Here is a 14,476-nt window from a genome sequence, read left to right as displayed (position 1 = left end):
ATGTATTCACTCATATATGACGGCACATGCAGGAGAAAGGGTGCCGCGCAGCAAAACCGGCCGGTAGCCGCATCCCGGGTCTGGTCGGTGGCGGCCAATGGTGCCGCGGTTGCGCCCTGCCATCATGCCGTCCGCCGCGTCTCCGGCATCACCAGCCAGATCACGAACAGCCCGAATGCGGCGATCCCGGCGAGGCCCATGAAGGCCGTGCTGCTGCCGAGCTTGTCGCTGACATAGCCGGCCAGCACCGTGCTGAGCGACGCGCCAATGCCGACCGCGGTGCCGACAATGCCCTGCGCCAGGTTGAAATGGCCGCTGCCGAAGGCGATGTCGGCCACGATCAGCGGGACCATTACGCTGAAGATCGCCGCGGTGATGCCGTCGAAAATCTGCACCATAACCAGCACATAGGGGTCACGCACCGTCGCGAACAACAGGCCGCGGATCGCCAGCGCGGCGAATGCGATCAACAACAGCGGCCGCCGCCCCCAGGCCTGGGCCTTGCGGCCGACCGACGGCGAGGACAGCGCGACGATCGCCTGCGGCACAATGATGCAGGCAGCGATCAGGACCGGCGCCCATTGGCTCGACCGTGTCGTCACCACGCCCGCCATCAAGGGCAGCATCGCGGCATTGGCGAGCTGGAACAGCATCATCGCGCCGGCAAAGATCAGGAGCGGCCGCTGCCGCACCAGACGGACGACGCTGGTGGCGCGCTTGTCGGGGACTTCCCGTTTCACCTCGCCATGGGCCTGCGCGATGTCGATCTCGCGCTCGCGGATCCGGGCCAGCGACAACAGCGTCGGGATCGCCAGGATGAAGGTGACGAGGAACACCGAGCGGCTCGACAGCAGATAGCCGCAGGCGCCCATCAGTGCTGCGGCCGAGCCGCTGCCGAGCGAGGCGAAGCGCGCATTGCGGCCGAGCCGCTCGCCGATCGCAAGCGGCCCGACCAGGCCGAGGCTGATCGCGGCGATCGCCGGACCGAGCACGCAGCTCGCGAGCGCGTGCAGCGTCGCGGCGAGCGTCACCACGGGAAAGATCGGCCAGAGCGCATAGGCCAGCGCGCTGGCGCCGATCGCGGCCACCGCACAGCCCGCAACGACCCGCTCCGAGCGCGCCGCATCGACGATCGCTCCGCCGGGCATCTGGCCCAAGAGGCCGATAATGCCGCCGATCGAGAGCACGAAGCCGATCTCGACCTGGGTCCATTTCTGCGTCGTCAGGTAGACCGCGACGAACGGGCCGAAGCCGGTCTGCACGTCGGCCAGGAAGAAGATGAACCAGTCGAGGCCGCGCTGGCTTTCCCGCGACGGCCCGCGCGGTTCCTCCGGAGTGGGCTGATCGGGGACAATTGACACAACGTTGGTGCTGCCGGCTGATCGCTCGCCACGATCGTCGCCAACCGTCTCTAAAGAAGAGTTCGGACGCGCGACCAGCTCTACCCCCCTAATGTTCGTAATCCCATGGATGCAGGCTTCCCGCCGCGCCCAGCACGATCAGCGGCGTATCTTCCTTGTACTCGGGCGCAGCGCTCACCTGCTGCTTGTTGAGGTCCAGCGTGATGCTGTCGCTCTTGCTGGAAACACCGGCGAAACGCAGCGCGTTCCAATCGACCACGATCTTGCGGCTGCCGACGCCGAGGAAGCCGCCGAAATCGATCACTGCGGCGCGGACCTTGCCGTCGCGGTCGACAATGACGTCGACGATACGGCCCATGTTCTCATTGGCGGAACTGCGAACGTCGCGCCCGAGAATGCCGTGCGCATCGCGAGCACCGATCACGGTCACCGACGGCGGCGGCGACGGTTCCTTGGACGGTTCCTTGGACGATTCCTTTGAGGGCTCCTTCGCCTGCTCCTTCGGCGTCGCAGAGGCTGCTGGCGGCGCCTGGGCTGCCGGCGGCGATGGTGCAGGCGCCGGCGCTTCGTCGTCGGCGGCCCGGACACCCGCGCATGCCAGCAGCGCCGCTGCGACCAGCATCATCATCATCCTCGGACGCATGTTACTCTCCCCGCGATTTCCCGGCGCGCGCATGCCGCGCGACGACGCTCAATGCGTCAGCACGATAGACACCTGGATCTGGCCGCGCGTTCGCAACACTTCGAGCGACACCTCGTCGTCATGGCGGCGCAGCCTCAGATCGACACTGGAAGCGCCGAGCCTGAGGTCGCGCAGCACCACGTCGTTGAGGAACTCCGGCAGCCGCGGATCGCGCAACCTAATCTCGCCGCGCGCGGTGTCGAACTCGAGGCCGAGCGCCGCCTCCAGCAGCGTGAACGGCGTCGCGCTCGCCCAGGCCTGCGGTGCACAGGCCACGGGATAGAGCACCGGGCCGCGCCGGCGCTCGCGGCGGAAGCCGCAGAACAATTCCGGCAGCCGCCGCAGTTCCATATAGCTCGCGGCGTCGAACAGGCCCTTGAACAGATGCGCGACCGAATGCTTGAGGCCGTAGCGGGCAAATCCGAGCGCGATCAGCGCATTGTCATGCGGCCAGATCGAGCCGTCGTGATAGGACATCGGGTTGTAGCGCACTTCGCCCGCGGCGACGGTGCGGATGCCCCAGCCCGAAAAAAACTTCTGGCTCATCAGGTCGGCGGCGACCCGTCGCGCGCGGTCTTCCCGCACCATGCCGGAAAACAATGTCTGGCCGGCATTCGACGTGCGCACCTTGCACGGCTGCTTGGCGCCGTCGAGCGCGACCGCATAGGTGCCGAGCTCCTCGCACCAAAATGCTTCCTCGAACCGCTCGCGCAGCCGCTCGGCCTCGGCTTCCAGCTTCGCAGCCTTGTCCGCAAAGCCGAGCTTGCGCGCCGCGCGCGCGGCAAGCTGCTTGCCGGCAAATACGTAGCCCTGCACTTCCGCGAGCGCGATATTGCCCTCGGCAAGCGTTCCGTCGGCGTGGAAGATGGCGTCGAACGAATCCTTCCAGCCTTGATTGCGCAGCCCCTCCTCGGTGGCGCGCTGATATTCGACGAAGCCGTCACCGTCGGGATCGCCCGGGCCGTCGATCCATTGCAAGCCGGCCTCGACCGCGGGCCACAGCTCGCGCAGCGTCTCCAAATCGCCGGTGCGCTCCAGATAGAGCCCGGCGAGCAGCACGAACAGCGGAGTCGAATCGACGCTGCCATAATAATGCGCGAACGGCACCTCACGAAGCGCGGCCATCTCGCCGCCGCGCATCTCGTGCAGGATCTTGCCTGGCGCGGCATCGGCCAGCGGATCGACCGCCTTGGCCTGGAACAGCGCGAGCCGCTTCAGCACGCCCTTGGCGATCCGTGGATCGACCCACAGCATCTGCAACGCGGTGATCAGCCCGTCGCGGCCGAACGTCGTCGAATACCAGGGAATGCCGGCATAGGGGTAACGGCCCTGCGGCGTCTCGGTCATCAGCATGTTGAGGTCGGCCATCGCCTGACACAGCACCTCGTTGAAGATGTTGTTCGAGGTCTCGATGCTGGCTGCGCCGGCCGACGACGTCCGCATCTCGCGGCGATGCGCCAGCAGGCCGCGGAAGAACGGCACCGGCTTCTGCATGATCGGCTTGTTGCAGGAGACCGCGACGAACAGCGACGTGACCTGCCCCGGCTCGAGATCGAAATGATAGGTCGCCGCGTTGACCGACAGCCGCGTCGGCCGCGGATCGAAATGCAGCGCGGTGATCCGCGTCTGCTCGTCGAGGCCGCAATATTCCAGCACCACGTCGGTCGGGCCGAGCAGCTTGCTCGAGCCGATGCCCCGCCGCGGCCGGCGCTCGCCGCGCACTTCGAACAGATCGGCAAAGTCATTGTCGAACAGCAGCGTGAGATCGAAGCTTGCGGCATGATCGCCGTGATTCTGCAGGCCGATGCGCTGATAGGCCGTGCCGCGCCACAGAAAGATCGAGCGCACGATATGCAGCGTGTCCTTCGGCAGCGTGAGGCGGTCGTCGCGATAGACGTCGGAATTGGTAAGGTCGACCGTCAGCGCCGAATTGTCGTCGCGCATGTTGGAGCCGAGCAGGAGCGGCTGCACGTCCTCCAGCACCATTTCCAGCCGCGCCAGGTAGCGGGTGTCGGCGTTGAACAGGCCGTCCGGCCCGCCGGCCGAGGCGCCGATGTCGCCATGGCTGTCGAGCACGATGAAGGTGTCGTCATGCTTGAGCGAGCGCCGCGGCCGCGCCGCGGGCCCGGTCATCGGAATGTAGAACGGCGATTCGGCGACGTGCTCCGTGATGCGAGCGGTGATGATCTGCGTAACGACGTCAGCTGCCATCTGAACCTCTGGCGACTTTGCTTGGCCCGTATCCTGGTTCGAACGAACGCACCGGAACGCACAAACGCACTTGACGACGCGGGGTCAGGCCGCGCTGGTGGAAAGTCGGCCCATTTCACGCGCGACCAGGTCGCGGTAGGGGCCCCTTCCCTTCACGAGGATATCGGGCGGACCGTCCTCGACGATCCGGCCACCCTGCAGCACAAGCACGCGGTCGAAGCTGCGCAACGTCGCGAGGCGGTGCGCGATCGCGACCACGGTACGCCCGCGCATCAGCCGCGACAACGCCTCGCGGATCGCCTCCTCGGAGTCGGCATCGAGCGCCGCGGTGGCCTCATCGAGCAGCAGGATCGGCGCATCCTTCAGGAAGGCGCGCGCGATCGCGATGCGCTGGCGCTGGCCGCCGGAGACCTTGACGCCGCGATCGCCGACGATGGTGTTCATGCCCTCGGGCAAAGTTTCGATGAAGTCGCAGCGCGCCGCGATCGCCGCCCGCAGCACCTCGTCGTCGGTGGCGTCCGGCCGGCCGTAGCGGATGTTCTCCAGGATCGAACGGTGGAACAGCGAGATATCCTGCGGCACCACCGAGATTGCGGCGCGCAGGCTTTGCTGCGTGACGCGCGAGATGTCCTGGCCGTCGACGGTGATGTTGCCCTGCTCGACGTCGTAGAAGCGCTGCAGAAGGGTAAACAGTGTTGACTTGCCTCCGCCGGAGTGGCCGACCAGGCCGACCCGCTGGCCGGGCTGGATGCGCAGGCTGAAGCGCTCGAACACCTGCAGGCCGCCGGGATAGCGGAACGAGACGTTGTTGAAGGCGATTGCCGCGCCGCTCTTCACCAGCGCCTCGGCCTCCGGATGGTCCTTCAGCTCGTGCGGCTGCAGCAGCGTCGCCAGCGCCTCAGTCAGCCGCGCGACATGCTGGGTGACGTCGACCAGCGCGACCGCGAGATCGCGGGTGGCGCTGAGGATCGAGATGCCGAGCGTGCAGACCAGCACGACATCGCCGGTGGTCGCCGCGCCCTGCTGCCAGAGACTGAGCGCCCAGGCCAGCATCGCGATGGTCAGGATGACGGTCACGCCGGCGTGAATGAGACGAAGCTTCTCGAGATAGCGCAGGGAACGGCCACGCGCGACGAGTTCCCGATTGACGGTCGCATCGAAGCGTTCGTGCTCATAGCCGAGGCCGCAGAACGCGCGTACCAGCGGCAGGTTGTTGACGACGTCGACCATTTCGCCGTCCACGGCGGCCGCCCTGTTGGCGAAATCGTCATGCAGCGGCCGGCCAGCGGCGGCGATGCGGAACATGGCCACCACCATGGTTCCGGCGATCAGGATCAGCACTGCCGACATTGTCACGCTGACTGTTCCAACCAGGGCGATCGCCGCGAAGGTCGCGATGCAGGGCGGCAACACGTTCCAGACGAACATATTCTCGACGGTGAACACCGCGTTCGAGGTCGCCGTGATCCGGCTGGTCAGCATGCCCGGCAGCCGGTCCGTGAAATAGCTCGGCGCGTGGCCGGTGAGATGGCGGAACATGTCGCGGCGAAGATCGCCGGTGACGCTGACAAAGGTGTAGCTCGCGGTCCAGCTCGCGATCCGCCACAGGAAGTTGTCGGCTGCAATCAGTGACATGAGCAGAGCGAATGCCAGCCATACGCCGTTCGCGGCCGACGGCCCTGCCGACAGCGCATCGACCAGATTCTTCACGCCGTATTGCGTGCCTACCGAGCAGGCAACCGCCGCAACAACGGCTGACAAAATCACAACATGCGACGGCAGACGCCGGCGCAGATAGCGCAACACAAAGGGAAACGGACGATGCGCGTATCCTGACAGATGGTCCATGACGTCCTGCAAAGCTGTTGAAGGTGAACGAGAAAATTCTAGTCGAAGCTCTCGCGCACGATGACGTGAAGGGCGGCGGTGGGATTCCTTGATGCAGCCATCACTGCGCAACAATTTTGCAACGCTGGCATAGGCAAAACCGTGTTGGAGCGTGATGGCATCAGCAAGACCACAGTGTGATGGAAGAAAGAAGCGGCAGATCTCCCACATCTAAGGAACCTCGCACGTGCGAGAACGTTCCCGTCTTTGGCATGTCGGTGCCATCTGAGGGCTGAGGGTAGTTCATTCCACATTACAAACAGGAGACGGAGAGATGCGCATCGCGCAGGTTGCCCCGCTGACGGAGGCTGTTCCCCCCAAGCTCTACGGCGGCACCGAACGGGTCGTGCACTGGCTGACCGAAGAACTTGTAACACTTGGACATGACGTGACGTTGTTCGCCAGTGGCGATTCTCAAACCTCCGCGAAGCTCGATGCGACCTGGCCGAAGGCACTGCGGCTCGACGGCTCGGTCCGCGATCCCAATGCGCTCCACATGGTGATGCTGGAACGCGTGCGGCAGAAGGCCGACGACGAGGAGTTCGACTTCCTGCACTGCCATCTCGACTATTATCCGTGGTCGCTGTTCGCGCGGCAGCCGACGCCGTTCGTCACCACCTTGCACGGACGGCTCGACCTGCCGGAGCATCAGCCGGTCTTCAACACCTTCTCGAAGATTCCGGTGATCTCGATCTCCAACGCGCAGCGGCGGCCGGTGCCGCAGGCGCATTGGGTGCGCACCATCCATCACGGCCTACCGGAGAATCTGCTGACGCCGCAACCGGCGAAGCCGTCCTATCTCGCGGTACTCGGGCGCATCGCGCCGGAGAAAGGCGTCGATCGCGCGATCAAGATCGCAACCCGCTGCGGCATTCCGCTGAGGATCGCGGCTAAGGTCGATCGTGCCGACCAGGAATATTACGATGAGTTGATCAAGCCGCTGATCACCAGCAACCCGTTGGTCGAGTTCATCGGCGAAATCAGCGACCGCGAGAAGCCGGATTTTCTCAGCGGCGCGATCGGGCTCCTGGTTCCGATCGACTGGCCGGAGCCGTTCGGCCTCGTGATGATCGAAGCGATGGCCTGCGGCACGCCCGTCATCGCCTATAACCGCGGCTCGGTGCCGGAGATCATCGAGGATGGCCTGACCGGCTTCATCGTCGAGGACGAGATCAGTGCGATCTCCTCCGTCGGCCGCCTAGGAACGCTCAATCGCGACGCGATCCGCAAGCAGTTCGAGACCCGCTTCACCGCGCGGCGCATGGCGCTCGACTATCTCGCCGCCTTCCGCGGCCTGATGGAAGCTGAGCCGCGCTTCAAGCTGGTGGCCAGCGCAGAGTAGCAGTTGCAGCGGCCGATCGAATGATCCGGCGGGCCGGCCGGCACCATCCGTGCCGGTCCGTCGGGTCGTTCGATTGTCAATAATACCGTCGTGAGCGGCGGCAACTCTCACGCAGCAAAACACTACGCATGCCCGCGTCGCACGATTGCTGCGACGCACCAGCGATGACAGGTTTCCCCATCAGTTCGGCTGATATCGCCTTTGCGAATGCCGAATTACGTGCTCTTATGCGCCGCGCTTGAGCAAAAAATAATAAGCGAGCGGACGGAGCAACCGTGCCGTGATCGCGCAGGGGGAACGCCATGACAGGGGACCGCAAGCCGTCGGCCATTAATAATGCCGCACCGACCAGAGCCTCACAAAACAAGCTGAACCGCCGCAAATTCCTCGCCAAGACCGGCGGCGTGCTGGCGGCAGGCGCGTTCGGCGCCGTTCCGCTGCGCGGCTGGGCGGCCGATCCGATCAATATCGGCGCGCTCTATCCGACCACCGGCAGCATGGCGCAGATCGGCGTCGGCTGCGTGGCTGCGGCCAAGCTCGCGGTCGACATGGTCAACGAGGCCGGCGGCATCAAGTCGCTCGGCGGCGCCAAGCTCAACCTCATCGTCTCGGACGTGCAGAGCGACACCACGGTGACGCGCACCGAGACCGACCGCCTGATCACGGGCAACAAGCTGTCGGCGATCCACGGCTGCTATGCCAGCGCGCTGACCTTGATCGCGAGCGAAGTCTGCGAACGGGCGAAGGTCCCGATCATCACCGGATCGAGTTCCGATCAGCTCAACAAGGGACGCACCTACACCTTCACGCCGTTCGCGCGCGCTTCGCAGTTTGCCAAGGCGCAGCTGCAGATGGCCAAGCTGGTCAGCGAGCAGGCCAAGGTCGCCGTAATCTTCGAGAACACCGCGTTCGGCACCTCGACCTCGAACGGGCTGAAGGAGCTGGCGCCGGGCGAAGGCGTCGAGATCGTGATGTTCGAGCCCTACTCGGCCGGCTTCACCGACGCGAGCCCGCTGATCAACAAGGTCAAGGCCTCCGGCGCCAACACGCTGTTCTCGCTGTCCTATCTCAACGACCTCATCCTGATCGTGCGCACCGTAAAGCAGGTCGGGCTCAACATCGCGATCAACGGCGGCTCCGGCGGCTTCGTGATGCCGGACTTCTACAAGAATGTCGGCAATGCCGCCGAGGGGCTGCAGGGCGTTGCGCACTGGAACCACGACGTCAGCGACGACGCGCAGAAGGTGAATGTCGAATTCAAGAAGCGCACCGGCGAGTTCGCGTTCGAATATGCCGGCGGCCTGGTCGCGCAGACCTTCATGCTGGCCGACGCGCTGGAGCGCGCCGCCTCCGCCGATCCCAAGAAGGTGCGCGAGGCGCTCTCGACGCTCGATGTTTCCTCGGGCTTTGCTGCGATGGCGCCGGGCGGCAAGGTGAAGTTCGGGCCGGACGGCAAGAACGTCTACGGCCGCCCGGTCGGCGTGCAGTGGCAAAACACCGATCTCGTCAGCGTCTTCCCGAAGGAAGACGCCCGCGCCCCGCTGATGAAGACCTGAACCGCGGTCGCATCGCATGTGGGAGACACTGGCCCAGGCCGTGATCAACGGCCTGCTCATCGGCGGCATCTACGCGCTTGTCAGCATCGGCGTCACGCTGATCTTCGGCGTGGTCAAGATCGTCAACTTCGCCCAGGGCGAGTTCGTGATGATCGGGATGTATATCTCGTTCTTCCTCGCCACCCAGTTCGGCATCGATCCACTGGTCTCGCTCGTGGTCTCGATGCCGGTGCTGTTCCTCGCCGGCGTCCTGATCCAGCATTTCCTGATCCGCAGGGTGCTGGGGCCGAACGACATGCCGCAGATCTTCCTGACCTTCGCGCTGTCGCTGTTGCTGCTCAATCTCTCGCTGATGTTGTTCAGCGCCAATTACCGCACAGTCCACACGTCCTATTCGGATGCGGCGTGGCATATCGGCGGGCTGTACATCCCGGTGGCGAAACTGATCGCCTTCGCGGTCGCGATGGCGCTAAGCGGGCTGCTGTGGGTATTCCTGCACACCACCGATCTCGGCCGCGCGATGCGCGCCGCATCGCAGAACCGCGACGTCGCGATGCTGATGGGGATCAATCCGAACCGCGTGTTCGCGGTCGCGTTCGGCACCGCGCTGGCGCTCGCGGGCGCCGCCGGCTCGCTGCTGATGCCGTTCTATTCAGCCTATCCATTCGTCGGCCAGGTGTTCGTGCTGATGGCGTTCGTCGCGGTCGTGATGGGCACGCTCGGCAATGTGATGGGCGCGCTGATCGCAAGCCTGATGATGGGCGTCGCGGAATCGCTCGGCATCCAGTTCGTCGGCGCCGATTCCGGCTTGATCGTGGTGTTCGCGCTGCTGCTGCTGACGCTCGCGTTCAGGCCGAGCGGGCTCGGCGCCAGGAGGGGCCGGTGATGCAGACGTCCAGCAACTTCAAATGGCTGTGGCTCGCGATCGGGGCGGTCGTCATGCTCGCCTTGCCCCAGCTCGTCACCTCATCGTTCGCGATCGACATCTTCATCCGCATCCTGCTGTTCTCCTTCATCGGCGTCGCCTGGAACCTGATGGGCGGCTACGCCAAGCAGCTGTCGCTCGGCCACGCCGCCTATTTCGGGCTCGGCGCCTACACCTCCACCATCATGCAGGTGAACTACGGCATCTCACCCTGGATCGGGATGATTGCGGGCGGCGTGGTCGCGATGCTCGCAAGCCTGCCGATCGGCTGGCTCTGCTTCCGCCTGCGCGGTCCCTATTTCACCATCGCCACCATCGCGACCGCCCAGGTGCTGATGCTGATCTTCCTCAAGTTCCGCGACTTCGCCTGGGGCGCCGAAGGCACCACGATCCCGAACCTCGGCAGTGCGCCGTTGATGATGCAGTTCGAGGAAAAGTCGTCGTACTATTACGTCGTGCTCGGCCTACTCGTGGTCGGGCTGTGGATCACCCACAGAATCGAGAAATCCTGGATCGGCTACTATCTCGTCGCGATCGGCGAGGATGAGGACGCCGCCGAGGCGGTCGGTGTCAACGCGCCGAAGGTCAAGCGCGACATCTACATCATCAGCGCGTTCCTGACCGCGCTCGCCGGCACCTTCTACACGCAATACATCTACTTCATCGATCCCGCGACCGCGTTCAGCTTCAACGTCTCGATCGAGGCGGCGCTGGTGTCGATCGTCGGCGGCATCGGCACGCTGTGGGGACCGGTGATCGGCACCGTGCTGCTGGAGACCACGTCGGCGCTGCTGCAAAGCTGGCTCGGCAGCTCGGTCGGCGGCATCCAGCTCACGGTCTACAGCCTGATCCTGATGGCTGTCATCCTGTGGCGGCCGACCGGACTGATCGGGTTCGCGACCGACATCTATCACCGCACCGCCCGGCGCAAGCCGGCGCGCGCCTGAGGTCGTCGCGATGTCAGAAGCACTCGTCATCAAGGGTCTCAGCAAGCGCTTTGGCGGCCTGCGCGCCGTGCAGGACGTCAGCTTCACGGTGCAGGAGAACGAGACGGTCGCGCTCATCGGGCCGAACGGCGCCGGCAAGACCACGAGCTTTCATTTGATCACGGGATTTCATCGGCCGGATTCCGGCTCGGTGCTCGCCTTCGGTCACGAGATCGTGGGGCTCAAGCCGCATGATGTCTGCGCGCTGGGCCTTGCCCGCACCTTCCAGGTGGCAAAGCCGTTCGGCGCGATGACCGTGCTCGCCAATGTGATGACCGGCGCGTTCCTGCGCGACCGGCATATCGCGGCCGCGCGCAACAAGGCGCTCGAGGCGATCGAGTTCGTCGGCCTCTCCGCCAAAGAGCAGACGCCGGCCAAGGACCTCACCACCATCGACCAGCGCCGGCTGGAAATGGCCCGCGCGCTGGCAACGCAGCCAAAGATCCTGCTGCTCGACGAGGTGATGGCCGGACTCAACCCGGCCGAGATCGACCAGGCGGTGGCGCTGGTGAAGAAGCTCTCCGCCAGCGGCCTCACCATCGTGATCGTCGAGCATGTGATGCGCGCGATCATGGCGGTGGCTCGCCACATCGTGGTGCTCGACCACGGCCAGAAGATCGCCGAGGGCGTGCCGAAGGAGATCGTGGAGAATCCGGAAGTGATCCGCGCCTATCTCGGCTCCTATGTGCATCCGCCGGCGCAGGGAGACGCCCATGCTTGAGCTCTCGCGCGTCAGCGCCAGCTACGGCTCGGTCCCTGCCATCACCGATGTCAGCATCTCCATTGGCGAGGGCGAAGCCGTCGGCCTGTTAGGTGCCAACGGTGCCGGCAAGAGCACGACGCTGCGCGCCGTCTCCGGCCTCGTCAAGCTGTTCGGCGGCAAGGTCACGTTCGACGGCGTCGACCTCGCCACGCTGCCGCCCTACCGGATTCCCGAGCTCGGCATCGCGCATGTGCCGGAAGGCCGCCAGGTGTTCCCGGAAATGACGGTGCAGGAGAATCTCGAGATCGGCGCCTACACGCCGAAGGCCAAGGCGGATCGCGCGCGCACGATGGAGCTCGTTTACAGTATCTTCCCGCGGCTCGCCGACCGCAGGAAACAGTTCGCCGGCACCATGAGCGGCGGCGAGCAGCAGATGCTCGCGGTCGGCCGCGGCCTGATGCTGAAGCCGCGCCTGTTGATGCTGGACGAGCCCTCGCTGGGCCTCGCGCCTGTGATGACCGACGTCACCTTCGAGAAGATCGGCGAGATCCACAAGATGGGCACCGCGATCCTGCTGGTCGAGCAGAATGTCAGCCGCGCGCTGTCGCTGGTGCAGCGGGCCTACGTGCTGGAAAGCGGCAATGTGATCATGCAAGGCAGCAGCGCCGAGCTCGCGGGCAACAAGCAGGTGCAGGCGGCGTATCTCGGGATTTGAGATACTTGCCAACTCAGTGCGTAAGTTAAGTGCCACGTCATTCCGGGATGGTCCGAAGGACCAGACCCGGAATCTCGAGATTCCGGGTTCGATGCTTCGCATCGCCCCGGAATGACTTCGTCACGTCACCGCCGTCCGCTTCGGCTCGACGATCTCGAACATCCGCGGGAATTCGTCCATCAGCGCCATCAATTCATCGAGCCGCTGCAGCTCGCCGGATGTCTTGATCCTGCCGGCATCGACGGCGTCCGGGAAAGTGGTCAGCTTGGCGATGACCTCGTCCAGCACGCTGCGCGCCAGCGTGAAGCTCGCCTGCGCATCGGCCGCCTGCGCACCCCTAACGTAGGTCAGGGCTGAATTCTCGAGATTGAGCACGAAGGTCTCGCCGGTATCGGTAAAGCTCCAGTTCAGCACGATGCGCTTGCCTTCGGCCTTGGGGCCGTTGAGGCGGATGCCGAGCACGTCCCAAAGCTGATCGGTGCGCAGCGCAGCCAGCGTCTCGTGCGGCATCGGCGAGCGCGGCGGCGTCTTCGGCATGCCCTGCCGCAGCTCCTGCGCACCGAACAGATAGGCGTTGCGCCAGGTCGAGCTTTCCGCGGCATAGCCGAGCTGCTCGAACGTGTCGGCGAGGAGCGAGCGCGCGGCCTGATTATCAGGCTCGGCGAACACGAGATGGCTGACGGCCTGCGCCACGAAACGGAATTCGCCCTTGGCAAAATCCGCCGCGGCGCGTTTCAGGATCGCGTCGGCGCCGCCCATATACTCCACATATTTCTTGCCGGCCTCGACCGGCGGCAGCGGATCGAGGTTGACCGGATTGGCATCGTACCAGCCGAGATATTTCTGGTAGATCGCCTTCACATTGTGCCTGATGTGGCCGTAATAGCCGCGGCCGTGCCAGGCGCCCTCCAGGCTCTGCGGCAGGCGGATCGTCTCGGCGATCTCGGCTGCATTGAGCCCATGGTTCATCAGACGGATGGTCTGGTCGTGCGCGTATTTGTAGAGGTCGCGCTGCTCGCGGATCATGCTGTCGATCCGCGCCTGCCCCCACACCGGCCAGTGGTGCTGGCCGCACATCGCTTCCGCCTTGCCGCCCCACATCTGCAACGCCTCGCCGAGATATTTCGACCAGGCCAGCGCATCGCGCACATCCGCGCCGCGGAACGGCAGCAGATTGTGGAAATTGTGCGTGCAGTTCTCCGCAAGATTCAGGAGCTTGTAGCGCGGGATGAAGAAATGCATCTCCGCCGGCGCCTCGCTGTTCGGCGCCATCTGGAATTCGAACTCGACGCCGTCGATCACGCGCTTGTCGCCGGTCGCGATGATCAAATCGGTCGGCCGCAGCAGCGCCACGCCGCCCGCCGCCATAGTCTTGCCGAGGCCGCAGTCGACATGGCCGCGCACGCCCTTGGCGAGGAACGGCCCGAACTGGTATTGCGCACGGCGCAGCATCGCCGGCCCCGCGATGATGTTCTCGGAGACCGCATGCTCCATGAAGAGGTTCGGCGCGATGATCGGCACGCCCGCCGCCAACATAGCGTCGTCGAGCACACCGCGGGCGCCGCCCCAATGGTCGGTGTGGGTGTGGGTGAAGATGACGGCGGCGACCGGCCGCTTGCCGCGGTGCCGGAAGTACAATTCCATCGCGGCGCGCGCGCCCTCGATCGAGGTCAGCGTGTCGACCACGATGACGCCCGTGTCACCCTCGATCAGGGTCATGTTGGCGATGTCGAGGCCGCGCACTTGGTAGACACCCGGCACCACCTCGAACAGGCCGTGATGCATGTTGAGCCGCGACTGCCGCCACAGGCTCGGATCGACGGTCGCGGGCGCTTTCTCCTCGGACAGGAATCCGTAGGGCTCGAGACTCCAGACCGCCCTGCCCTGGGCCGAGGTGACGCGTGCGTTCTCGATGGTGCCGAGAAAGCCGCGCGCGGCGTCGTCGAAGTCCCTGGTGTCGGCGAACGGCAGCGCCTTCAGCGTCGCCGCGTGCTGCGCGATGACCGGCGCGGATGCCGCCTTCGGACTTTCGTGCGACGTTTCGCTTGCGGTTGTCTGGGCCATACTCAAGCACTCCCTCGATTGGCGGAAATCGGTTCCGATCGCGC

At 65.1% G+C, this 14,476-nt stretch carries 11 protein-coding genes; 6 read left to right on the top strand and 5 right to left on the bottom strand.

The window, feature by feature from the left end:
* Positions 1 to 122: 122 nt before the first annotated feature.
* From ACZBJS_RS16830 to ACZBJS_RS16815, 4 genes are all read right to left on the bottom strand, one after another.
* Positions 123 to 1,361: an MFS transporter gene (locus ACZBJS_RS16830; RefSeq protein ID WP_168857903.1), complete on the bottom strand. Its 1,239-nt coding sequence runs from the start codon at positions 1,359 to 1,361 to the stop codon at positions 123 to 125.
* 88 nt (positions 1,362 to 1,449) lie between these two features.
* Complete coding sequence (locus tag ACZBJS_RS16825; protein WP_168857915.1) at positions 1,450 to 1,992, bottom strand: PRC-barrel domain-containing protein; 543 nt, start codon at positions 1,990 to 1,992, stop codon at positions 1,450 to 1,452.
* A gap of 60 nt (positions 1,993 to 2,052) precedes the next feature.
* On the bottom strand, positions 2,053 to 4,254 hold the full coding sequence (locus ACZBJS_RS16820) for an amylo-alpha-1,6-glucosidase (RefSeq protein WP_168857902.1): 2,202 nt from the start codon (positions 4,252 to 4,254) through the stop codon (positions 2,053 to 2,055).
* A gap of 84 nt (positions 4,255 to 4,338) precedes the next feature.
* On the bottom strand, positions 4,339 to 6,102 hold the full coding sequence (locus ACZBJS_RS16815; RefSeq protein ID WP_463438897.1) for an ABC transporter ATP-binding protein: 1,764 nt from the start codon (positions 6,100 to 6,102) through the stop codon (positions 4,339 to 4,341).
* A gap of 313 nt (positions 6,103 to 6,415) precedes the next feature.
* On the opposite strand from ACZBJS_RS16815, the gene ACZBJS_RS16810 reads away from it, so the two are divergent.
* From ACZBJS_RS16810 to ACZBJS_RS16785, 6 genes are all read left to right on the top strand, one after another.
* Positions 6,416 to 7,483: a glycosyltransferase family 4 protein gene (locus tag ACZBJS_RS16810; RefSeq protein WP_057017535.1), complete on the top strand. Its 1,068-nt coding sequence runs from the start codon at positions 6,416 to 6,418 to the stop codon at positions 7,481 to 7,483.
* A 302-nt stretch (positions 7,484 to 7,785) separates the two neighbouring features.
* Positions 7,786 to 9,039 (top strand): ABC transporter substrate-binding protein, encoded by a 1,254-nt coding sequence (locus ACZBJS_RS16805; RefSeq protein WP_168857900.1) that lies wholly within the window; start codon positions 7,786 to 7,788, stop codon positions 9,037 to 9,039.
* A 16-nt stretch (positions 9,040 to 9,055) separates the two neighbouring features.
* A complete protein-coding gene (locus ACZBJS_RS16800) occupies positions 9,056 to 9,925 on the top strand; it encodes a branched-chain amino acid ABC transporter permease (protein ID WP_028334343.1) in 870 nt (289 codons plus the stop codon).
* Positions 9,925 to 10,911, top strand: a complete 987-nt coding sequence (locus ACZBJS_RS16795; protein WP_463438896.1) for a branched-chain amino acid ABC transporter permease — start codon at positions 9,925 to 9,927, stop codon at positions 10,909 to 10,911. Before ACZBJS_RS16800 ends, ACZBJS_RS16795 begins: the two co-directional genes overlap by 1 nt.
* Before the next feature lie 10 nt (positions 10,912 to 10,921).
* Complete coding sequence (locus ACZBJS_RS16790) at positions 10,922 to 11,671, top strand: ABC transporter ATP-binding protein (RefSeq protein WP_463438895.1); 750 nt, start codon at positions 10,922 to 10,924, stop codon at positions 11,669 to 11,671.
* Positions 11,664 to 12,368 carry an ABC transporter ATP-binding protein gene (locus ACZBJS_RS16785; RefSeq protein ID WP_168857898.1) on the top strand — a complete coding sequence of 235 codons (705 nt, stop codon included), beginning with the start codon at positions 11,664 to 11,666 and terminating at the stop codon, positions 12,366 to 12,368. Before ACZBJS_RS16790 ends, ACZBJS_RS16785 begins: the two co-directional genes overlap by 8 nt.
* A gap of 120 nt (positions 12,369 to 12,488) precedes the next feature.
* Here the strand turns inward: ACZBJS_RS16785 and ACZBJS_RS16780 are convergent, their stop codons facing one another.
* Positions 12,489 to 14,432, bottom strand: coding sequence for an alkyl/aryl-sulfatase (locus tag ACZBJS_RS16780; protein WP_463438894.1), 1,944 nt, complete (start codon positions 14,430 to 14,432; stop codon positions 12,489 to 12,491).
* Between the last annotated feature and the right edge of the window lie 44 nt (positions 14,433 to 14,476).

It is taken from the genome of Bradyrhizobium sp. KZN70725 (assembly GCF_055264925.1).
Note: the sequence above shows the minus strand (reverse complement) of the source record. Positions and strands in the feature narration are given on the sequence as shown.